Genomic DNA, 21,729 nt, shown 5'->3' with positions numbered 1-21,729 from the left:
AGGAAATGAAGGATGAAGCCAGTAGTTCGCACGCCTGAGTAAATTTGGATCAGAGCCAATGTATTAATACTTCTTTTTTGAAATTTTGTTATATTCAGAAAATATACTTCTATGCTTTTGATCTTTTACTATCCAAATTTCGTTAATTGTTTATAGAGGGGGTGAGGGAGCGTTGAATGATGAAGAGCTTATTCAAGAGATTCGCGAAGGTAGCCGTGCTGCCATGGAAGTACTGGTGAAGCGGCACTATCAGTCGATATTTGCTTATGTTTACCGGAAAACCGGAGAGTACCATACTGCTTATGATCTAACACAAGAGGTATTTGTAAAAATGATGAATTCCTTGGACAAGTATCAGAACACAGGTAAATTCAGTCACTGGCTACTGAAGATTGCAGTGAACCATTGTAGAGATTATTATCGTGGGCGGGAGTTCAAGCAGCAACAAAGAGAGAGTGAATTAACTGAGGATGCGTTCCCTGCCAGTGAACAACAGAATGTTTGGAATATTTTTCATAAGCGATTTCAGAATGAGCAAGTCAGGCGCGCAGTATTAAGTTTGCCTGATCACCAGCGAGATGCAGTCATTCTAAACTATTACAATGGATTGAAGATCAGGGAAGTTGCTGAACTTACGGGAACCAACGAATCGACCGTGAAGTCGCGCATTCGATTGGGGATAACGAAATTAAAGGAGATTATTGTGGGAGGTGAACGGGATGAAAAGCAGAGGAAACGGAGATGAACTGAATCCTGTAACAGAGTTGGAAATAGAAGAGTACAACGAAATTGCTTCATATCTGGATGAGTATCCGGTCGAATTTCCATCCGAGATGGAGATTGACAAGACAATTAGAATACTGGATACATATATGCCAGATCACATGAATGCTCACCTGAAACAAAAATCATCTGGGAATTCAGTCAAGGAATTGTTCCAGTTAGTTTATGGTGAGGTTGCTGTCTTCCACAAATCTTACTGGTTAGTTTGTTCAATGCTCTTGTTGTTCGGCTATTGGCTAGGTACTCACAGTACGACAGACCCGTACATGAGTGTGCTCTTTATAGTTCCTGTTCCATTTGTACTTGGTTTGCTAGAAGTTTTTAAAGGTCGAGATCAAGGATTAATGGAAATCGAACTGACCTGCAAAATCACGGCACAGCAACTGATGCTTACCCGTCTAATCGTAGTACTTATTGGGAATATGGCGTTTGTTGTTTTGCTTAATTTACTTATATCAAGCGAAAAAGATGTTTCCATATCATGGAGTGCTATCGGCCTCTCGTATACACAGCTTATGATAGCAGCAGGTACAAGTCTATGGCTTGCGATGCGTGTCAGAGGTGGGACAGCCGTCAGTATCTTTTTAATTGTATGGTTCGCGCTGGTTTGGCTTGTACTAAGTAATCCCGAATTGAAGACTCTACTTCAATCGATCCAGCCCACAGTACTTATAGCGATGGCTCTATGCGGAGTTTTACTATTAATCAGTCAGATCTATGAGATGGCAAGGAAATATACATCACAGACAGAAAGAGGTTACTCCTTTGATACTGACCATGGATAACGTATCCAAGAAATACAGGAACAAGTTGGCTGTAAAAGAAGTCTCACTAGAACTATCCAGTGGTGGTGTTTACGGTCTCCTTGGGCCGAATGGAGCAGGGAAGACAACATTGCTTCGCATGATTGTAGACATTTCCAAGCCCACGTCTGGACAAATTTTGTTGAACGGGCAGTCTATCCAAAACATGGGAGACCGTTATCGAAGTTTGTTGGGCTACATGCCCCAGCGATTTGGATTTTATAACCGATTCAGTGCTTATAAATTTCTCAAGTATATGTGCTCTTTGAAAGGGATCGGTATTAGTCAAGCTTCAGCACGTGTGCAGGAAACGCTAGTGACGGTGGGCCTTGAAAATCAAGCACAACATAAAATCCGCACATTCTCCGAAGGAATGAAGCAGCGATTGGGAATTGCCCAAGCTTTGTTGAATGATCCACAAATTTTGATTCTTGACGAACCTACAGCTGGATTGGACCCCAAAGAGCGCATTCGATTTCGTAACATTATCGGCGAGCTGGGAAGAGATCGTATTGTAATGTTATCTACGCATATCATTTCTGATTTGGAGTTTTCATGTAAGGAGATGATTTTGTTGAATGAAGGGCAACTCATTGCCCATAATACTCCGGAAGAGATTATGAACCGGATGAAAAATAACGTATGGAAAGCGAAATTAAATCCGCAGCAACTTGCTGATCTTACCTCTCATTTCAAAGTAAGTGGTTTGTCTTATGAGTCTGATGGAATCGTAGCCAGAATACTTGCCAAAGAACAGCCTGTCCCGCAAGCCGTACGAGAATCACCTCGGCTTGAAGATGTATATATGCACTATTTTGGAGAGGAGACGAAGTCTTGATTCGTTTAACTCAATTCGAGTTTTATAAAATTATAACGCGTAAAAGTATTGGCATAGCATTGTCTATTTTAATTGTTTTTCTAGTCGTATATTCATTTTGGAGGCATCCTGGGATAATGGATGGTTCCGCCTTTTACAAACCTTATGAAGGTCCTATTACAACAGAGAAGGTAAAAGTCGCACATAATCAATATGATTCCATTTGGGATAGTACCAAAGGTAGATACCAATATGGTGCATTGTACGATATTGTGTTTTTTTCTCCAGAGACGATTAAGAACAGCACACGATATGATGATCGTGGCAACATCATGGAGCGAACAGTGAATGTATCCGAAATTTATTATAATAAACCTTGGGGTTACCTACTGGAATACATTGATCAATTCGGTGTAGTTTTTATGATGATTATGATTCTGCTAGGGTTGGCTCCGGTATTTACCGAAGAATATGTACTAGGTACAGCATCATTACTGCGTAGCAGCAAAAGAGGCAAAAGCAAGCTTGTATCAGCAAAATGCATTGCTTCCATATTGTACGTTGTGATGTGTGCCGTTTTATTTACTGGGGTAAACTTGGTTTTATATTGGTTAAGGTTTGGTAATCTGGCTGGGGCGGATACTTCCATACAGAGCGTGGGCATGTATGTTTACAGCTTTGATTATGAGTTCTCACCATATACGTTTACTGCTTTTCAATATTATTTAGTTCAATTGTTTACTCATATAGCAGGTAGCTTGGTCTTTGCATCTATTGTTTTACTGGTATCCGTCCTCAGTTCTACATCCTTTATAGCTATAATTACGAATACTGTGATAGTAGGTCTGCCATACTTGGCCTTTGACGTATTAAATTTGAATTCCGGGTCATTAAAATGGGTCGAAAAATTTTCGATAAGTACCATGATACGGGTAACAGCGCTTTATCAAACACCAATAAACTATTCCTTATTCGGACTGAATATGTCTTATTTAACCTTATATATAGTTGTGATGGCTTTCATTACTGTTTCGATTATACTTGCCACATATCGTATATTCCATAGCCGGGAAGTGTTTTCTTGAGTGAAGCTATGAGTGATTCCTTTTAGAGATATGGTTCGCAGTCACTGCGGACTTTTTTTATTTGCAGGAGTACTGGCACTATTTCCAATCTACTTACTCTTTTGATACAGTAACTGTAGGACATATCGGAGGTATATATCATGTATGGGACAATGTTTTCATGAATGGGTCATGGAGAACCGTGCCCCATATCGCTCTCGGAGAGGAGTCCATCTAATGAATGTGAATGAACATGTGATCGAACAACAGTCTCTTACCTTTGTGGGCATCAAACGAACGTTCTCTTGTGTGGATGGTGAGAATTTAATAGAAATTCCTAAGATGTGGCAGGATGCTTTGGCAGACGGCATTGAGGAACGTTTAAACGGGTTCAATAACGGAGCTATTCCCGGTCTGGTGGGCATCTGTGTAGATCAGAGAGAGCTGAAGGATAATCAAATGGAGTATTGGATTGCTACCTCTTACTCAGGTGAAGTGCCTGAAGGTTTGGTGTCCATCGAACTTCCTGAGTCCCATTGGGTCGTATTTGAAGCTGATGAACTAGAGCCGGAAGCGATACAACGGTTGTGGCACTATATTATGACAGAGTGGTTTCCTTCCACTTCATATCAGCATGCAGGGATTCCAGAACTTGAAGTGTACAAAGGTGATGGCATACCTCCCCAAGTCTGGATACCTGTAAAATCACTATAAGAGGTTGTTCAAAAAGTCCGCTTTTGATTACGAAGGATGCCTAGAGGCATCATCAGCATTGAATATGGAATTCAGCCGAAATGTCCGTTGCTCACGTAGTTTCCCTACGCTCCGCTACTCCATTTCTAGCTTCATCCCATCTTCTCGGTACTGAAAACCAATCTTTTTGAACAGGTATTATGAGCAAAATTGAATTAGGAGGTCTGCGATGTTATCCCATAAAGTGATTGATCATTGCCAGGAGCAAGGCTGGTGGCATGAAGATGTTCCAGCAGCCTACGAAGAAGCATTGCGGAAGCTTGGAATTGATCTTCAATCGGATTTTGCACAATTTTATTTACATGCAGAGGATGGACCAACTTTCTACAGCAGGCATCAGGAGTTGTATCAGATCTGCTGGTTTATGGAGAACACCGTATATATGGAAGACATGGATGTAGCACAGCTTACACTGGGACTTCCCGAGGCGTATATTCCACTGGACAGTTTCGAAGGTGAAGGTGGATTTTTCTACAACCGTCAGACGGGAGAAGTGGTACTGGTGGAACTGGGTGAATCGATTGAACGGTTTCTTAATGGCGAGAGTGAGCCGCAGTGGGCTGATTTCAATGCTTTTCTGGAGTGGTATTTCGTTCTGGAGGAGGAGACGGTGCAATGAAAGATCTGACACCGGAACATGCCGAACTGGAGCGACAAATTGTAGAAACGGTAGAAGCCGGTAATGTGCTGGATGAGACGCAACAAGATGAACAAGCACTTATCTATTATGATCAGGCATGGGGCATGTTGCCCGAGCCGAAGATGGAATGGGAGATTGCAAGCTGGATCGCATCCTGTCATGCGAATGCACATATCGATCTGAAACAGTATGGACTGGCCAAGCCTTGGGCTGAGATATCGTTAAGTACGCGGAGTTCGGATAGAAGTACGAGTCCGTTGATCGATCTCGGCATGATCTGCATGAGACTTGAACAGCATGACGAGGCGTATTCGTATTTGCATCAGGCGTATGAGTTCGGCAGAGAGCGTGCATTTCAGGGAAGTCCGAGGGATGTGTTGAGTTATTACATTGAAGAGCGGGCTAAGCGTAACTAGAATGATTCCGACCAGACCATGAAACAAAAAGGGTACCCCGGTTTGGCCAAAACATGACCACAGGAGTACCCTTTCGAGTTGAATATTCGTTTATTACAGGATGTTTGACTTCATTTAATCCGAAATGTTACGCGTATAGTATTCAATAATATCCTTACGACGGATAATACCGAGGAAGACACGATCGACATCCACCACGGGCACAAAATTTTGGTCTGCTGCAAGTGTCAGCATATCCTCCATTTCAGCCTCAATGAATACACATTCATTATATACCCGATTGTTAATCTCATGGACCTGAACCTGATCCATCGTATCAAAAGTCAATCCGGGTGTATTTCGCATTTTCCATAACAAATCGCCTTCGGACAGGGTAGCAACATATTTTCCATCCTGGTCAATCACGGGAACGGCGGTGTAGTGTTGCGATTCCAATTGCTCAATAGCATCTTTCATGGAAGCGGTAGACTTGATATAGGCCACTTCGGCTTTGGGGAGTAAAAAATAGCTGATTTCCATCATCGGGCTCCTTTTCAGCCTTTTGCATAGCAAAAAAGCTTTAGTATGTAATCTCACTCTCCTTATTTAAACATATTATGTGAGCTTTCGGCTATTTTTAATGATAAATTCGTCAGATTTGTTTCATTGTTTAAATGGCTCTGGAAATCTATAGTGTATATTAGAGGTGATGTAACCATGAAATCAAAACGTAAATTAATGTACGGACTGCTGCCCATCTTGTTTGCAGGTGGAATCGGAATGTATCTATACATGCAGAATAACAAAGAAGCAGAGGCTAAGCCCCAGACTACCGTGAATCAATACATAGAGCATCTGCAAAAAAAAGAATTTGACCAGTTGTACACCTTGATGACACCTGCTTCGTTGCAAGAATCGGGCATGAACAAGGAACAATTTGTTGAGAAATACAATGCGATCTATTCGGGGATGGAAGTATCCACCGTCAAGGCGGAGGTTAAACCTGTGGAGGTTGACGAAACGGCTTCCGATGGCAGTAAGACCGATGCAGAGAAACAAAACCCGGATACATATGAGGTGGATTACAACCTGCAACTGACAACTTTTTTGGGAGAAGTCAGTGAGACGCATACATTGAAAATGGTCCGGCAGGAGCTTGAGGACGGGGGCAAAAACTGGAAAATTAACTGGCAGCCTTCACTGATCCTGAATGACATGGTTAAGGGCAGTAAGGTACGAGTGAGGACACTGTTCCCGGATCGTGGAGACATTGTGGATCGTGATGGTTTGCCGCTCGCTACCAAGGGCACGATGAATGAATGGGGCATTGTACCTGAGAAACTTGGGGATAACCCGGACCAGATGATTGCCCGAATCGCGAGCCATTATCAGGTTTCGGAAGATGCCATTCACAAGGCGCTTGCGCAGACATGGGTGAAGCCAGAGTATTTTGTCCCGATTGGTTCAACGGAGGAGTTTGACGTACCAGAATCTTTAAGCGGGGTTACGATGCAAAGCAAGGAAATCCGCTATTATCCACTCGGCAATGCGGCTGCACACCTGATTGGATACGTGCGCAAAGCCACCAAGGAAGATCTGGATAAGGATACGGAAGGGTATTATCGCGCAGAAGATTGGATTGGCAAAGCGGGTTTGGAGCAGTCCATGGAGAAGCAGCTGCGTGGTGAACGTGGTGGTCTGATCGAAATCACCGATGAATCCGGTAACTCCCGTTCTGAGCTTATTCGTAAGGATGCTGTAGATGGACAGAATGTTCAACTGACGATTAGCTCCAAACAACAAAAGAAATTGTATCAGACATTATCCAGTGGTGGAGATGCCGGTGCAATGGTTCTGATGGATCCGACGGACGGCAACCTGTTAGCGTTGGTCAGTGCGCCTTCCTATAACCCGAACAAGATGGTTACAGGACTTACTCAGGTAGAGTGGGATGCTTATTCGGCGAATGAGAAGCTTCCTTTTATCAACAGAGTCACTACCCGGTATGCACCAGGATCAACTTTCAAAGCGATTACAGCCGCAGCGGGACTGCTGGAGAAGGTGACTACAGCGGACAAAACCCATGATATCTCTGGCTTGCAATGGCGCAAAGACGATAGCTGGGGCGGTTATTATGTTAAGCGTGTGAAGAGTTTATCCCCGGTTAACATGGTCGATGCTCTGGTGTATTCGGACAATATTTACTTTGCGATGGAAGCGATCGAGATGGGTAGCGCCAAGTTTATTGATGGGATCCAGAAGTTTGGTTTTGGCGATAACTTTGGACTGGATGAACTGTATCTGAAGCCAAGCCAATATGCCAACGAAGCACATCTGGATCTGTCTTCCGAGGTGTTGCTCGCTGATACGTCCTACGGGCAAGGGGAGATGTTGATGTCCCCGATTCATCTGGCATCGTCATTTACACCTTTTATTAATGAAGGGAAACTGGTGAAACCTGTTCTGATCGAGGGAAAAGAAAGCACTGAGCCTGAGGTAATTATTACTCCGGAAGCCGCAAATACGGTTAAGGATGCTTTGGGAGAAGTTGTTTCCCAGCAGGGAGGTACGGCCCACACCTTGAATTCAATACCTGGAGGGCTCGCGGGCAAGACGGGAACAGCGGAACTGAAAGCAAAAAAGGGAGAGAAGGGTCAGGAAAACGGATTTTTCGTAGTGTTTGATACTGATTCTCCGAGCTTTCTGTTATCCGCTGTAATTGAAGAGGTGAACGGCCGAGGTGGAAGCCACTATGTCGTGGATAAATTAAAGCCTTTTTTGGAAAAGTTGGAGATTACGCAGTAACTCCGATTTAATATAGCCTCGAAAGCATAATATAAAGACCCGGTCACCATGTTATGGTTCTCACATGTGACCGGGTCTTTATTGTTTCATTTTATTCAATATGGAATCATTTATTTCCGAGCAGTAATCATGAAGCGTGCCGAGTTGGTACGAATGCCCTTCTCGTCGTGATGTTCTTTCACAAACTGCTGGAATCGCTCGAAGTCAGTGTCTACCTTTCCGAAATCAGGAATGATGGGTGCATGGGTTAGGAGAAACATCAAATCTTCAGGTGTAGCGTAATGCTCCACCACATTATATTCACGGGCCTGAATGTCATGGAAACCTGCTCTTTGAAGTTCATGCTTGTATCGTTCCATCAATGTGCCAGGTTGAATGCCAAGACTCTGTCCACGGCCAAAAGCTTCTGAAAGGTTGGATTTATCATGTTCGCTGACCTGCTGGGTTAGAAATATCCCACCCTGAGCAAGAACCCTAAATACTTCTGAAGCAGAGAACCCAGAGTGTCTGGAAGATGCCACATTAAAGAAGCAACCTGGAAAATGCAGTTTTTCTGCGTCCATATGAAGAAAGCGTACATTGGAATGACCGCCCGTAGCCTGAAGATTATGCTGTGCGGTTTCAATCATTCCTTGAGCGAGATCAATTCCCACCAGTAATAAGGCATCTTCCGCAATGGACAGAATAGCTTCTCCACCACCTGTTCCAATATCCAGCAACAGATCGGACGATCGCGTATGGCGAACAACTTCCTCATAGAAGTTCCATCCGATGTTCTCCGAGACAACGTTCATGGAGCTGAAGTTCCAGCCATTCGTCCGGCCTACGCGTTCATAAAAGTCATCGTAATCTATTTTGTTTTTCATTTTCATATTCCTCCAATGTGATTTGTTTGAACAGGACAAAAGAGTTATGCCAAATCGTTCTAATGTAAATGGTCGAATAGGATCAAATGGACAGACGTGTCCCTTGATAGCTGGTACGCGTTTTGACCCAGCCCGACGACTAATTACTTCGAACAATACGGAGCAACATCCGTGTCACCTCACAAGTTGGAATGTCTCAATTATATTCAATTGACAGCGTATTCGCGAGGTGTTATTTTGAGGTGGAATGTATTCTATGAGTTCGAGGTGATCGATGGTGGCTATTCGTGCTAAGCAGATTTTTGTTAATTTACCTGTCCAAGATTTGAAGAAATCCGTTGAGTTTTTTACCAAGGTGGGATTTGAGTTTAATGCCAATTTTACGGACGAGTCTGCTACTTGTATGATCATCGGGGAAAATATTTACGCCATGCTTCTGGTGGAGGAACGTTTCCAATCCTTCATTTCAAAAAAAATCTCCAATGCCGCCGATACAACCGAAGTCATCGTTGCCCTGTCTGTAGATAGCCGTGAGCAGGTAGATGTGATTGTACAAGCTGCCCTCGATGCAGGAGGGAAGCCATCCAACGAACCACAGGATCACGGATTTATGTACGGATGGAGTTTTCAGGATCTGGATGATCACCTGTGGGAAGTTTCCTATATGGATCTCAGCGCTTTTCCTTCGGAGTAATAAAATGAAAATAACTAGAGCCTTCCTAGATTAATAGGAAGGCTTTTTTGCATCCAGTATGACTCGTTTAAACATGATATCTACAGAACATATGGTGTAATATTCCTTTTTGCTATATGATAATTATCGATTCATGTTGGTGTTTTTTAGCAATTGATGCGATAGGCGAACCCCGGGAAAGCGAAGTATACATATGTTCTTAAGTGGAGGGATCAGGGTGTATTGTCATGTATGTGGGACCAAAAACAGTCCGGCGGATAACACGTGCAGAAAGTGTAGAACCAAATTGAAAGAAACAAGCTCTACAGAGGAACAGATCTGGGCAGAAACAGCCATTGACTTGGATAAAGGAACGCAAAAAGCAATTGATTCGTTGTCCCGTCAGCAGCAACCAGCTTCCAAACAGGGAAATACGGGTCAAGGCCTTGCATTTAGCTGGATTATTCCCATACTTCTGGCAGTAGTTGTAGGAGCTTTGCTAACGTATTATTACAAGCAGGAAACAGGTATAAATGCAGAGGTTAAATCACTGCACCAACAGGCGGAACAGGCTGCACTAGAGGGAAAATATAAAGAGGCTCTCCAACTGCTGGACAGCGCTCTAACGAAACGACCGAACTATGATGCACTTATACAGGATCGGCAAATTACGGCGAAGGCGTTCAACTTGATGAATCAGTTGGATGAGGCGTCCACAAGTCTGAAGACAGGAAAGCTGTCCGCAGGAGACAAGACCATTCAGGCTGTAGCCAAAGCGTTGATGGAGCGGGAAGAACCTGTTTTTGCCAAAGTGCGTGCCGCATTCAACAACAGAAAGGTAACACTGGCCGTATTGAAGGTGAAAAAGGAAATCGACAGTTTGACAACAATTGAGGCACTAGCCGAGAAGTTGGACACCATATCAGACTTGAAAGGCAAGGAAGCTGAGACAGTAGAGAAGCAAATTGTCGACAAGCTCGCAAGCATAAGTTATAAAGAGGCGGAACAGCAAGTAAAGCAAAAGAATTTCACAATTGCGTTACAAACGGTCGACCAGGGATTGTCCTATGCGCCGGAAAATGAAAAACTGACTTCGTATCGTGAACGGGTGCTCAGTGAAAAAAAGGCATTTGAAAAAGCGGAAGCGGATCGGATTCAACTGGCGGAGCAACAGGCTGCAGAAGAAGATCTGATGAATCGAACGGCGGCAGTAAGTGTCGTGAACGTTGATGCGACGCTTGATATGTACGGGGATCTTTATATTAGCGGTTCATTGATCAATAATGCAACTCGTCCGATCTCTTCCATTACAGTGTTGATTGATATTTATAATATAGACGGTATATATCTGGGCCAAACTTATGCAGATGTGTATCCAAGCTGGCTGGATGTGGGGGAAGAAGGTTTTTTTGAAACCTATTATTATGGTGTGTACGAGGAAGCGGAAATCTCTGTTGTGAATGCAACGTGGTATCTCGAATAGGAGGACAGGTTGGAATGACCAAACGAACATGGAGTATGATCATATCCAGTGCTATTATCATTGGTGCTGGAGCAGGGGGCGTGTTCTGGATACACCAGCATTCAGCAGATCAGTTGCAGGATGGGCCCAGACTGGCAGTTGTTGCCGCGAAGGAAACGGAAAATGCGGCAGCCACGACTGCCTCCAAGCAACCTGTGAAGAAGACACGCAAACAGATTATAGAAGAAAGCCAGAAGAAAGTTGTAACGATCGAGAGTAGCAGCGGATTGGGCTCCGGTTTTCTCTACAATGATCAGGGAGATGTCGTGACCAATGCCCATGTAGTGGAGGGGGCGAATGAAGTAACTATTCGGACCTTGAACCATGAGGAATATAAGGGGACGGTTATTGGTATTGGTGATGAAACAGACGTAGCTGTAGTCAGAGTTCCTGATTTGAAAAAAGTTAAGCCGTTAATCATCGCCAAATCCAAAGCTGAGACCGGAGACGAGATTCTGGCATTGGGTAGTCCACTTGGGCTAGAGAACACCGTAACAACCGGAATCATCAGTGGGTTGGGGCGTAGCTTTGAAATAGCGCCTTACATCTATAGTAACCTCTATCAGATCTCGGCACCAATAACCCATGGCAACAGTGGTGGACCACTCATTAGTGCGGAGACTGGTGAAGTGATCGGCATTAATTCGGCGGTCGTGGAACAGGAGGGGGGAATAGGATTCAGTATTCCTATGACTAGTGTGCTCAAGCAGGTTCAGGCATGGTCCAAAAATCCTTCTGGCACAACGTCGGTGCGGACGGCTGGAGATACTCACTTGGGTTCAGCCACTAAGACATTGCAAGCAGAAGGAATTGTAACGGACTTTTATGCAAGTCTTGATCTGAGTGATTATGTCACCGCTTATGCACTGCTCGGAAGCGAGTGGCAGAGTGCTACAACATATGCCAAGTTCAGAGAAGGATATCTGAATACAAGTGAGGTGACCATCAGTGAGGTATCCTCAGTCAATAAAGGCGATGACGAGATGGAAGTGAAGGCAATGATTACAGCAAATGAACGCAAAGATGGGGAATATATACTATCGCAATATCGGGTCGAGTATCAGTTGGGTTATGAGAATGGTCAACTGAAAATATTGCATGGTAAAGGTAAAAAAGTGAAATGATTGTTGAGGGAGAGTGGGCATGCGTGCCAATTCTCCTTTTTCATTGCTTATATTGGGTGCATCTGTTAAAATACAGAACGAATGTTCAGTATGGATGGGACGGAGTGAAATGGAATGAATATGAATAAAAAACAACTACAGACTGAGCAGACCAAGAAGAAACTTGCGGATGCTTCCAAAGCCCTTTTTGTACAAAAAGGTTATAAAGCAACGTCCATTGAGGATATTGTAGCTGCGACGGGCAGCAGCAAAGGCAATATATATTACCATTTTAAAAGTAAGGAAGGTCTGTTCCTCTATCTAATCGATGAGTGGGACCGGGAGTGGGAAGAGAGTTGGGCGGCCAAAGAACATCTCTATCGCACCTCCACGGAGAAAATTTATGGTTTGGCGGAACAACTCGTCATGGATGATATGAATCACCCGCTGACGAAGGCAGCTGATGAGTTCTTCACAGGGGAAAAGAAAGAAAATGATATTGAGGAGCGGATCTCCTTAATGTTTGAGCGGCATATTCAATTTAATAAACAAATGATAGAGCAAGGCATTGAGAGCGGTGAGTTCAAAGCAGACAATGTAGATAATCTCGCGCTCATATTGGAAAGTACCATTATTGGCCTTAGTCAGATGTCACGGGGGATGGAGCCTGATCAGGCTCTTGCGTTATACCGCCAGGCCGCTAGTGTATTCTTGCACGGGATTGCAAAAGATAAAGCTTAAGCAACATTTTGACAACTACGGAGGATGGAATCATGGCATTACTAACACGGAACAGGGGCGCACTGCTGCTGTTAATGTTTAATATTTTTCTCGTTTTTACGGGTATTGGTCTGGTTGTACCGATCATGCCTGCGTATATGGATCTACTGCATATCACCGGATTCACGGTTGGATTGCTGGTAGCGGCATTTTCCTTCACCCAGTTTCTGTTCTCCCCGCTTGCGGGTCGTTGGTCGGATACATGGGGACGTAAAAAAATTATCGTTGGCGGCATGCTGATCTTTGCCGTATCCGAGTTTATGTTTGGTGCGGTCAATGCACCAGTCTTGCTCTTCGCAGCCCGGATGTTAGGCGGTATTGGTGCGGCGATGATCTTCCCGGCGGTTATGGCTTACACCGCAGATATTACAACAGAGGAAGAACGCGGCAAAGGTATGGGCTTGATTAATGCAGCGATTACAACCGGATTTATCATCGGTCCGGGAATTGGTGGATACATTGCGGACTTTGGCATTCGAATTCCATTCTACGCCGCTGGGGTTGCCGGTTTGCTGGCATCCATCATTACATTGATTATTTTGCCGGAATCTGCACGAAGTACAGGAGAACAAAGTAAACCTATCCCTGGTTTAACGAAGGCCAAAGCTCCGGGTATGGTATCCCAATTGCTGAATTCATACCGTGAACCGTACTTTTTCAGTTTGATTATTGTATTTGTTATGGCATTTGGTCTAGCGAACTATGAGACGGTATTTTCACTATTTGTGGATCACAAGTTTGGCTTCACGACCAAAGACATTGCATTTATTATTACATTTGGTTCCATCGCAGGTGCGGTTGTGCAAGTATCCCTGATCGGTTGGTTGCTCAATCGATTTGGTGAAAAGATGGTCATTTCAGTCTGTCTGTTATTTGTAGCCGTATTTGTACTGTTGACCTTGTTTGTAAGTACGTACTGGATGATTCTCGTCGTAACGTTTATCGTCTTTCTGGGTATGGATATTTTACGTCCGGCGATCAGTACACAGATGTCCAAACTGGCACAAGAACAACAGGGCTTTGTGGCCGGACTGAACTCGGCGTATACCAGTTTGGGGAATATCGCAGGTCCAATCGTAGCTGGAGCGCTGTTCGATGTGAATATTAACTATCCTTATGTTTCGGCAGCTGCCGTTCTGGCGATCTGTTTCCTGTTATCCCTACGAGTACTCAGAGGGGCCAAAGCGGTAAAACAACCGAAGGCTGAAATGTAATTTTATAATTGGAAAAGAAAGCTTCCATATCAATGCATCAACACCAAAAAAGTCGACTACACATGTTTCATGTGCAGTCGACTTTTTTATTAGTGCGTGTATTAACGAATTTCTCCATTCGTTTCAATCAGTTTTTGATACCAGTGGAAACTCTGTTTGCGGATACGTCTCAATTCCTTGATATCGAATTCCTCACGATCCACATAGATGAATCCATAACGTTTGCTCGACCCTTGATGTGTGCTGACCAGATCGATCGCAGACCAAGGGCAGAAGCCAAATACATCCACGCCGTCCGTAATCGCCAGTTGAATCTGTTCGATATGTTTATTGAAGAATTCAATACGATATGGATCGTTAACCACGTCGCCTTCCTCCAGTTTATCAAAGGCACCCAGACCATTTTCCGTAACAATCAATGGCAGGTGATAACGGGAGTAGATCTGGCGCAGGGTAGAGCGGAAGCCCACGGGATCAATTTCCCAGCCAAACTCCGTTTTTTGCAGATTGGGATTCACAGATCCTCTATATGCGCCCGGTTCACCTACGATTTCATGCTGGTCTCCTGTATGGGAGAAGTCATTACCATCGTTCAGGCTTTCACCAACCGTTTGGGAAGTATAATAGTTAAACGCAATAAAGTCAGGGTTTCCTTGAGCCAGGATGTCCATATCTCCGTCTTCAATGACAGGTGTATATCCTTTCTCTTCGAGATAACTCCAGGCAATATGGTTATAACGTCCATATACCGCCATATCGAGATAGAGCCAGTTACGAATGGCAGCATAGTTATCAGCCGCGAGTGTGTCTTCTGGTTTGGAACTCGCCGGGTAAATTACACCGATATTGGGAGCTGGGCCAATCTTGGCTTCAGGCAGCATTTCATGACACAGGACCATGGCTTTAGCTTGAGCAACCAGCATGTGGTGATTTTGCTGATACAGTGTTTTTTGCGGATCAACAAGTGTTGTATCCAGTGTACCCAGAGAGCCAGGATGCAGGATTAGCATATTTTGTTCGTTGATGGTCAGCCAATATTTAACCCGATCTCCGTAGTTCTCATATAGGGTCTTGGCATATTGTTCAAAAGCATCAATCGTTGCTCGGTTGGACCAGCCGCCTTTTTCTTCAAGCGCATAAGGAAGATCGAAGTGATACATCGTCACAATGGGTTCAATACCGTATTTAATTAACTCATTAATGAGAGAATCGTAAAAGGCGAGTCCCTTCGGATTTACCTCACCCGCTCCTTGCGGATAGATGCGTGTCCATGCGATGGAGAAACGGTAGGCTTTGAAGCCCATTTCGGCGAGCAATGCCACATCTTCTTTGTACATATGATAGTGATTACTTGTTACCTTGAAGTCAGTTACGCCTTCCACATGATTTCCCATGTCAATGACTGAAGGGCCTTTACCATCTTCATTCCAGGCTCCCTCAATCTGATAGGCGGAGGTTGAACCTCCCCAGAAGAAATCTTTAGGAAATGGTTTAAGTTGAGTATGTTTCATGGTTAGTTCCTCCTAAGTTGAATTCATATGTTATAGGTTGGGTCAGACGACCAAAGTCAAAAGGACATCGTTTTTCTGTACATGCTCTTCAGTTGTTTCGAACACATCCACTTCGTGCTGCGTAAGAGTAACAATGACAGGTGTTACGGTCTCGTATCCGGCTTCCTTGATCTTATCGAGTTCAAACTGGATCAACAGATCGCCCTGTCTGACGATATCGCCTTCCTGAACGACAGGATTGAAATGTTTTCCTTTCAGCGCTACTGTGTTGATGCCAATGTGAATCAGGATTTCTGTTCCTGCGTTGGTTGTTAATCCAATGGCATGTCCAGTCGGGAAGAGGGAGGTGACAACACCATCCACAGGAGCGACAACTTCGCCAATCTCAGGAACAATCGCCATACCTTTGCCCATAGCACCTGTTGAGAAGGCTGGGTCGTTAATGGTGCTCAGTGCTACGGCCGTACCTGTGAGTGGGCTATATATTTGTTCTTTCTTGATCTCCGTTGTTTTGGTCTCAGGTATGACAGGAAGTTCTGCCGGCGTACTTTCAACCGATGTGTTGGAGATAGATCCATCTTTCTCGGGCGCTGTGTCTTTGGTTTTGCTCTCATAACCGAACATCACGGTTAATACCGCAGCTACCGCAAAGGAGCAGGCAATCGCAATCACGTAGACAACTGTTGGTGTATAGACAGGAATGGCAAATATATTGTGAAACACATAAGCAGTCATTTTAACACCAAAGTGACCATTAATGGCACCGCCTATCGCACCTGCGATGACCACGATAGGAATTACACGTTTATAACGCAGGATGATACCGTATACGATGGGTTCAGTTACACCTGCAAGTAAACCGGTAAGGCTGGTCGAACCAGCAAGAGTCCGCAGGGTTTTATTCTTTTTGGCTTTTAGGAAAATACCGAAGGCTACACCGATTTGTGCAAACACGGCTGCAGCAGCCATGGCTTCAATTGGATCGCCGCCAACTCCGATATTCTGTATCGTGATTGGAGTAAAGCCCCAGTGGAGTCCGAAGACAACCATGAAGGTCATGAATCCACCCAGTACAACCCCTGATAATATACCGCTGACGCCAATGAGCCAAGTTACGCCGGAAGAGATCCAGTCACCTACCGTGGTACCGAACGGTCCGAAGGCCATTGCGGACAGAGGAACCATAATCATCAAAGCAATCATGGGTACAAGGAACAATTGCAGGTCTTTCAAAATGATTTTCTTGAGTAACTTATCGAGAACGGCGTAGATGCTGATCGATATGAAGATTGGGAATACGCTGGCTGAATAATTCATCATGACAACCGGTATACCAAGGAACGACACATCTGAGCCTTTATCCATGAGCCCAGTGAAACTCGGTTCCATCAGAGCGGCACCAATTACGCCAGCTACATAAGGGTTGGCTTTCAGCTTCATACCCAGTGTGATGCCGAGGAAAATGGGCAAGAAATAAAATACAGCGTTGCCGGCAGCGGATAAAATCAGGTATGTGTCACTTGTGTCCGACATCCATCCGAGCATGGTCAGGACAGTCAGCAAAGCTTTTAGCATGCCTGATCCTGCCATAGCCGGGATTAATGGCGAGAAACTTCCGGATATAATTTCAAAAACTTTGGATAACAGCGAGTTTTTTTCCCCTGTAGACTCAGCCGATGAAGAGGAATCTCCTCCGAAATCCCGGTTTTTCATAATCTCCGCATATACATGAGCCACGTTACTACCGATGACCACCTGGAACTGGCCGCCGCTTTCAACAACGGTAATAATACCATCGTGTTTTTCAAGCGTTTCGCGTTCGGCCTTTTTCGAATCTTTCAGGTCGAATCTCAGCCGGGTCGCACAGTGGACAAGACCGTTGATATTGGCTTCTCCGCCGACGAGACGAACGATGTCATCCCCCATTTTTTTATGATCCATGTTCATTCTCCTTTGTTGTTAAGATTGCCTGAAAACAAAAAAATACCTAAACGAATGGCTATGATCATCGGAAAGATGACCTGTTGCCAATCATTTAGGTATCGCCTGCTTGAGCAGTAACAATCCTTGTCGTTAAGTTGTGAGACCTACTATATATGACGCCGAAATCGTTTGCAAGCTTTTTTTATTCTGTGTCGAGTAGCTCGTTACGGGAAGTGACACGTTGAATATGGATCGTCAAATACACCTTTTCATCAATGGACATAGCACTTTCAAACTTGTCTTCAAGGTACTGATTGATCCGCTGTGTGCACTCAAAAGCGTTGCTATATTTTTCCTTCACCTGCTCATACAGAAAGTTGTCTCCTGAAGCAAATTGCTCCTGTTCATTACTCAACATTCTCTGCACAAAATATTGAAGATGGGTAATAAACCGTGAATAATTAAATGAATTTTCGTCCAGGGCGATGTGATAATGGTTGGTCACAATGTTGAAGATATCATCAATAACTTCAGTAATCTCAACGGTTTGTTTCATGCCTTGAGCATCTTGACGAGCGTTTACAAAATGCATCGCAATAAAGCTGGCCTCATGTTCATCCATCTGGATGCCGAATTGTTCCTGAATCAGCTCCACAGCGTTCATGCCAATCCCAAACTCCTTTTTGTAGAACTTCTTGATCTGCCACAAAAGGGAATTCTTCAGCCCGACGGATTTACGGTACCGGGTAATGGCAAACTGAATATGATCGATCAATGATATATAGATATTATCACTAAAAATATCGCCCATTTCCTGTTTGGCATGACCCACAATTTCGTCCGCTAACTTCAAATATTCGACCGATGTTTCCCCAATCAGATCAATGAGTTTTTGCGGTATTTTATCCGATTTCAGCACAAAGGTTTTTTCGATTTTATCCTCATCCACAGGCTGTCCGTTTTTCTTTTTGAAGCCAAGACCGTTGCCAATGACAACAAATTCGTGACCAACCTGGTTCTCAGCCCGGATGACATTGTTGTTAAAAATCTGACGGATGATCATATATGTGTTTCACCTCAATTGGTCGTAATAAAAACAAAAAACCCAAACTAAGGCTTAATAGCCTTGGTTTGGGTATCGCCTGCTTACCAGTAACAATCCCGAAGAAGACGCAGCTTCCTCTTTCAATTATGTCCACTATACCGCTTTCATAACAGAATAACAATACAATGATTTATGGAAATGGACGTAAAGACGTGGATTTTTGGTATAATAAGAAATGCTGGAAGTGAATTAGATGGGCTGGGTTGCATAATAAGTTACCGAGGACGGTCATTTTTAAGCATATACAGGATTATTGGAGTGATAACATGAGCAATGCAAAAGGAAAAGGCGGCACCGGCCGTGGTACAGGTAAAAAAGGCTGGAACCGTTGGCAAGCCGCTGCTAACCGGGCGAAAAGTGCACCGAAGCCTTATAAAAGTAAAGGCACAAAGAAGAAGGACGATACCGAAACTTCAAGTGGCAAGCCCGAGTAAGTATGGCTTGACGATGCCAGAGGAGAGAGCTGCCTGACTAACGGGTGGGTCTCTTTTTGCTTGAAAAGATAAAAAATTAAATTGACAGTAATGTAAATATGGTAATAATATAGAGCTTACGCAAATTAGATGGTAGTGCTACTATATAGAGAAAGGAGCAACAGCATGCCTGTTAATATGGATGAAAATCCACTTGGACTGATTCTGTCACGGACGTATCTGGCATACAAAAAAACAACAACCAGAAATCTGAGTGAACAGGATATTACTCCGGAACAATTTGCAGTCTTGAATGAATTGAGCAAGGCTGGAAGTCATATATCACAGAAAAAACTGGCTGAATTAACAGTGCGGGACCAGACAACGGTAGGCAAAATTATAGACAAGTTGATTCGCAAAGGTCTGGTGACAAGAGAAGAAGATCCACAGGACCGCAGAGCGGTATTGCTTTGTTTGACGGCGGAAGGACTGGAAATGAATAACGTTCTGACACCAAAGGCAAAACAGCAAGAGCAAGAGGCACTCGCCGAATGTTCCCCTGAAGAGCTTGAAGCATTCCTGAATGTGATGAATCGCATCTATGAAAAGATGAAATAAATTTTTTTGAGCAATTATGTGCATGTGCATATATATGTAGTGCAATTATTTTGATTTTAACTAATGGGAGTCGTGAACGAATGAGAAGCTTCAAAGATTTTCTTAAAGTGCCACAGACAAAAATAGGATTGGTTTTTGCATTGATTGTTCCGCTGTTATTTGTTGTGATCTGGATGACGGGTTATCATCAAGCCACGGAGAGAGTGGATCAACTTCAAGTTGCTCTGGTGAACGAAGACGGGACACAGGGAAAAGAGGTGCAGAAGCAGATTGAAACGCTCGCGCCTTTCCATGTCAATGTACTGGGTTCTGCCGAGGAAGCTGAGCAACAGATGAATGCAGGTAACTATGCGATGGTTATTATTATTCCGGAAGGATTCACTGACCAGATTGCAGGAGGTTCAGAGGCGAGCTTACCCTTTTATATCAATCAGGGAAATGCCGATGTAGCCAAATCCATTGTGGAACATGCTGCGACCGGAATGACTGCACAAATGGGTCAAGGGATTCTGGAATCCAAGGTTCAAGTGACACTCAATAACGATAGTATAAACAGCGATGAACTGAGTGTAGCCATTGGACAAGCGATGGCGAAGATGAATGAAGGGCCTGTGAAGGCTGAAATTAATAAAACGAACAGCGTGAGTGATTTTGCAACATCAATGCTGCCCATGATTCTGGGTTTTATCACCTACATTGCTTCGATGACTATGAACATTCAGTTTAATATTACATCGAATATTATGAAACGTAACCACTCCGAATGGGAAATCTTCTGGGGACGGCAATTGTTGTTATTGTGTATAGCTGTGATCGTTCCTCTGATTGTGGATACAGTAGCTCTTCAGTTCACGGATGTTGCGAGCTCCTTCGGCGCTTTGTATCTGTATCATGTGCTGGTGAGTCTGGCTTGTATCTGTTTTACACAAATGAGTTTTGCCCTGTTTGGCAATGCAGGTCCTCTATTTAATGTAGCGATGGTTCCGCTCCAGTTGATGACAGCAGGAAATATAATTCCAGCCGAGATGCTGGCGCCATTCTACCGTTATATCGGAAACTTTCTGCCCGCTTCCAATGGGGTACAGGGATTTATGCGTTTGATCTATAGTGGAGAAGCAGTTGGGGGATACATGGTTCATCTTCTATTGATCTCGATTATTACGTGGGGAATTACATTGCTGCGAGTTGGAATGCAAAAAGCAGGTAATGGACAAATGACGATGACGCCTCCAGCATCAGCACAGGCACAACATTAAGAGCTTCCTTCTATATATAATGTAATAACACACAAGAAAGTGGTTCACGTATAGTTATATGCGTGCATCACTTTCTTTGTTTATCTTTTATAATACCTCTACTTATACTCGTGGTAACTTACAGAGCCCCCAGTAATCTTGCATGACCTTGATAAAAGGACAACCTAAATTGAGAATATTAATGAAGCTAAAATATAAGAGAAGAGATGTAGGCTAATAAGTTTAAAATCAATTAGACATGTATTGCGATGTAGGAATGGAAAGAATGTCATTTAAGCTATAATAAACTTTACACTGGGATAGAGGAGAGCAACACAGTAAGAGTAGTTGATTTGTAGTAAATGAATTTTATTAAATTAAGTATTGTAATTAATATCTATACGTGATATATTATTAATCCGGCCAAGAAAACACGGTTTACACGGTGCGGCAAGCGATTGAAATAAGCTTCGAAAGAAACTTAAAAAAAGAGCTTGCAAAGTTGGTTCGGACATGATATTATATAAGAGTTGCTGAAGAGAACAAAATTCGGTAACGAAATAAGTTTGATCTTTGAAAACTGAACAACGAGTGAGTAAACATTCTGCTTGCAGAATGAACGCGAAAGTTTGAGACAAGCCTTGGCTTGAATCGGCTGGAGCACAAATGAGATTTTTAATCTCGTCAGATTCAAAATGAGCTTATC

The 21,729-nt window shown here is 43.7% G+C and carries 21 protein-coding genes; 16 read left to right on the top strand and 5 right to left on the bottom strand.

All coding sequences use genetic code 11. The annotated features are described in order from the left end of the window. Window positions 1–172 precede the first annotated feature (172 nt). The 7 genes from AC1DE7_RS30970 (at window position 173) to AC1DE7_RS30940 (ending at window position 5,276) form a co-directional block, all read left to right on the top strand. Window positions 173–745, top strand: a complete 573-nt coding sequence (locus tag AC1DE7_RS30970) for an RNA polymerase sigma factor (protein ID WP_036668294.1) — start codon at window positions 173–175, stop codon at window positions 743–745. Next, a complete protein-coding gene (locus AC1DE7_RS30965) occupies window positions 720–1,568 on the top strand; it encodes a hypothetical protein (RefSeq protein ID WP_036668293.1) in 849 nt (282 codons plus the stop codon). Before AC1DE7_RS30970 ends, AC1DE7_RS30965 begins: the two co-directional genes overlap by 26 nt. After that, a complete protein-coding gene (locus AC1DE7_RS30960) occupies window positions 1,561–2,424 on the top strand; it encodes an ABC transporter ATP-binding protein (protein ID WP_477535825.1) in 864 nt (287 codons plus the stop codon). The genes AC1DE7_RS30965 and AC1DE7_RS30960 overlap by 8 nt, the downstream gene beginning before the upstream one ends. Further along, window positions 2,421–3,488 carry a hypothetical protein gene (locus tag AC1DE7_RS30955; protein WP_477535824.1) on the top strand — a complete coding sequence of 356 codons (1,068 nt, stop codon included), beginning with the start codon at window positions 2,421–2,423 and terminating at the stop codon, window positions 3,486–3,488. Before AC1DE7_RS30960 ends, AC1DE7_RS30955 begins: the two co-directional genes overlap by 4 nt. A 216-nt stretch (window positions 3,489–3,704) precedes the next feature. After that, the gene (locus AC1DE7_RS30950) at window positions 3,705–4,181 is read left to right on the top strand and encodes a GyrI-like domain-containing protein (RefSeq protein ID WP_339189726.1); all 477 of its coding nucleotides are present in this window, start codon (window positions 3,705–3,707) and stop codon (window positions 4,179–4,181) included. Between the two features lie 208 nt (window positions 4,182–4,389). Next, window positions 4,390–4,839, top strand: coding sequence for an SMI1/KNR4 family protein (locus tag AC1DE7_RS30945; RefSeq protein ID WP_076319965.1), 450 nt, complete (start codon window positions 4,390–4,392; stop codon window positions 4,837–4,839). Further along, the gene (locus tag AC1DE7_RS30940) at window positions 4,836–5,276 is read left to right on the top strand and encodes a hypothetical protein (RefSeq protein ID WP_036605970.1); all 441 of its coding nucleotides are present in this window, start codon (window positions 4,836–4,838) and stop codon (window positions 5,274–5,276) included. Before AC1DE7_RS30945 ends, AC1DE7_RS30940 begins: the two co-directional genes overlap by 4 nt. A gap of 114 nt (window positions 5,277–5,390) precedes the next feature. Here the strand turns inward: AC1DE7_RS30940 and AC1DE7_RS30935 are convergent, their stop codons facing one another. Continuing rightward, window positions 5,391–5,795: a CBS domain-containing protein gene (locus AC1DE7_RS30935; protein ID WP_036605969.1), complete on the bottom strand. Its 405-nt coding sequence runs from the start codon at window positions 5,793–5,795 to the stop codon at window positions 5,391–5,393. Between the two features lie 177 nt (window positions 5,796–5,972). On the opposite strand from AC1DE7_RS30935, the gene pbp4 reads away from it, so the two are divergent. After that, entirely contained in the window at window positions 5,973–8,060 is a 2,088-nt protein-coding gene (gene pbp4, locus AC1DE7_RS30930; RefSeq protein ID WP_477535823.1) for a penicillin-binding protein PBP4(5), read from the top strand. Window positions 8,061–8,170: 110 nt separating this feature from the next. Here the strand turns inward: pbp4 and AC1DE7_RS30925 are convergent, their stop codons facing one another. After that, window positions 8,171–8,926 carry a class I SAM-dependent methyltransferase gene (locus AC1DE7_RS30925; RefSeq protein WP_477535822.1) on the bottom strand — a complete coding sequence of 252 codons (756 nt, stop codon included), beginning with the start codon at window positions 8,924–8,926 and terminating at the stop codon, window positions 8,171–8,173. A gap of 277 nt (window positions 8,927–9,203) precedes the next feature. Here AC1DE7_RS30925 and AC1DE7_RS30920 point away from each other — a divergent pair, with 277 nt between their 5' ends. The 5 genes from AC1DE7_RS30920 (at window position 9,204) to AC1DE7_RS30900 (ending at window position 14,218) form a co-directional block, all read left to right on the top strand. Then, window positions 9,204–9,620: a VOC family protein gene (locus AC1DE7_RS30920; RefSeq protein ID WP_101314792.1), complete on the top strand. Its 417-nt coding sequence runs from the start codon at window positions 9,204–9,206 to the stop codon at window positions 9,618–9,620. A gap of 286 nt (window positions 9,621–9,906) precedes the next feature. Further along, window positions 9,907–11,082 carry an FxLYD domain-containing protein gene (locus AC1DE7_RS30915; protein ID WP_180361870.1) on the top strand — a complete coding sequence of 392 codons (1,176 nt, stop codon included), beginning with the start codon at window positions 9,907–9,909 and terminating at the stop codon, window positions 11,080–11,082. A gap of 14 nt (window positions 11,083–11,096) precedes the next feature. Next, window positions 11,097–12,245 carry a S1C family serine protease gene (locus AC1DE7_RS30910; protein ID WP_477535821.1) on the top strand — a complete coding sequence of 383 codons (1,149 nt, stop codon included), beginning with the start codon at window positions 11,097–11,099 and terminating at the stop codon, window positions 12,243–12,245. Between the two features lie 120 nt (window positions 12,246–12,365). Further along, on the top strand, window positions 12,366–12,965 hold the full coding sequence (locus tag AC1DE7_RS30905) for a TetR/AcrR family transcriptional regulator (RefSeq protein WP_036606079.1): 600 nt from the start codon (window positions 12,366–12,368) through the stop codon (window positions 12,963–12,965). A 32-nt stretch (window positions 12,966–12,997) separates the two neighbouring features. Further along, window positions 12,998–14,218 carry an MFS transporter gene (locus tag AC1DE7_RS30900; RefSeq protein WP_062327247.1) on the top strand — a complete coding sequence of 407 codons (1,221 nt, stop codon included), beginning with the start codon at window positions 12,998–13,000 and terminating at the stop codon, window positions 14,216–14,218. Window positions 14,219–14,319: 101 nt separating this feature from the next. On the opposite strand, the gene AC1DE7_RS30895 is transcribed toward AC1DE7_RS30900, so the two are convergent. The 3 genes from AC1DE7_RS30895 to licT all read right to left on the bottom strand — a co-directional run bounded on the left by AC1DE7_RS30895 (window position 14,320) and on the right by licT (window position 18,715). Further along, entirely contained in the window at window positions 14,320–15,729 is a 1,410-nt protein-coding gene (locus AC1DE7_RS30895; protein WP_477535820.1) for a glycoside hydrolase family 1 protein, read from the bottom strand. 42 nt (window positions 15,730–15,771) lie between these two features. Then, the gene (locus AC1DE7_RS30890; RefSeq protein ID WP_477535819.1) at window positions 15,772–17,670 is read right to left on the bottom strand and encodes a beta-glucoside-specific PTS transporter subunit IIABC; all 1,899 of its coding nucleotides are present in this window, start codon (window positions 17,668–17,670) and stop codon (window positions 15,772–15,774) included. 184 nt (window positions 17,671–17,854) lie between these two features. Beyond that, window positions 17,855–18,715 carry a BglG family transcription antiterminator LicT gene (licT, locus tag AC1DE7_RS30885; RefSeq protein ID WP_477535818.1) on the bottom strand — a complete coding sequence of 287 codons (861 nt, stop codon included), beginning with the start codon at window positions 18,713–18,715 and terminating at the stop codon, window positions 17,855–17,857. Between the two features lie 308 nt (window positions 18,716–19,023). On the opposite strand from licT, the gene AC1DE7_RS30880 reads away from it, so the two are divergent. From AC1DE7_RS30880 to AC1DE7_RS30870, 3 genes are all read left to right on the top strand, one after another. Beyond that, window positions 19,024–19,191 (top strand): DUF3934 family protein, encoded by a 168-nt coding sequence (locus tag AC1DE7_RS30880; protein WP_074093608.1) that lies wholly within the window; start codon window positions 19,024–19,026, stop codon window positions 19,189–19,191. A gap of 165 nt (window positions 19,192–19,356) precedes the next feature. Beyond that, entirely contained in the window at window positions 19,357–19,788 is a 432-nt protein-coding gene (locus AC1DE7_RS30875) for a MarR family winged helix-turn-helix transcriptional regulator (RefSeq protein WP_176873168.1), read from the top strand. 80 nt (window positions 19,789–19,868) lie between these two features. Beyond that, window positions 19,869–21,044 carry a YhgE/Pip domain-containing protein gene (locus AC1DE7_RS30870; protein ID WP_477535817.1) on the top strand — a complete coding sequence of 392 codons (1,176 nt, stop codon included), beginning with the start codon at window positions 19,869–19,871 and terminating at the stop codon, window positions 21,042–21,044. Window positions 21,045–21,729 lie beyond the last annotated feature (685 nt).

The sequence above is a fragment of the Paenibacillus sp. 10L310 genome, from assembly GCF_056395745.1.
This window is presented reverse-complemented; position numbering and strand designations above follow the sequence as displayed.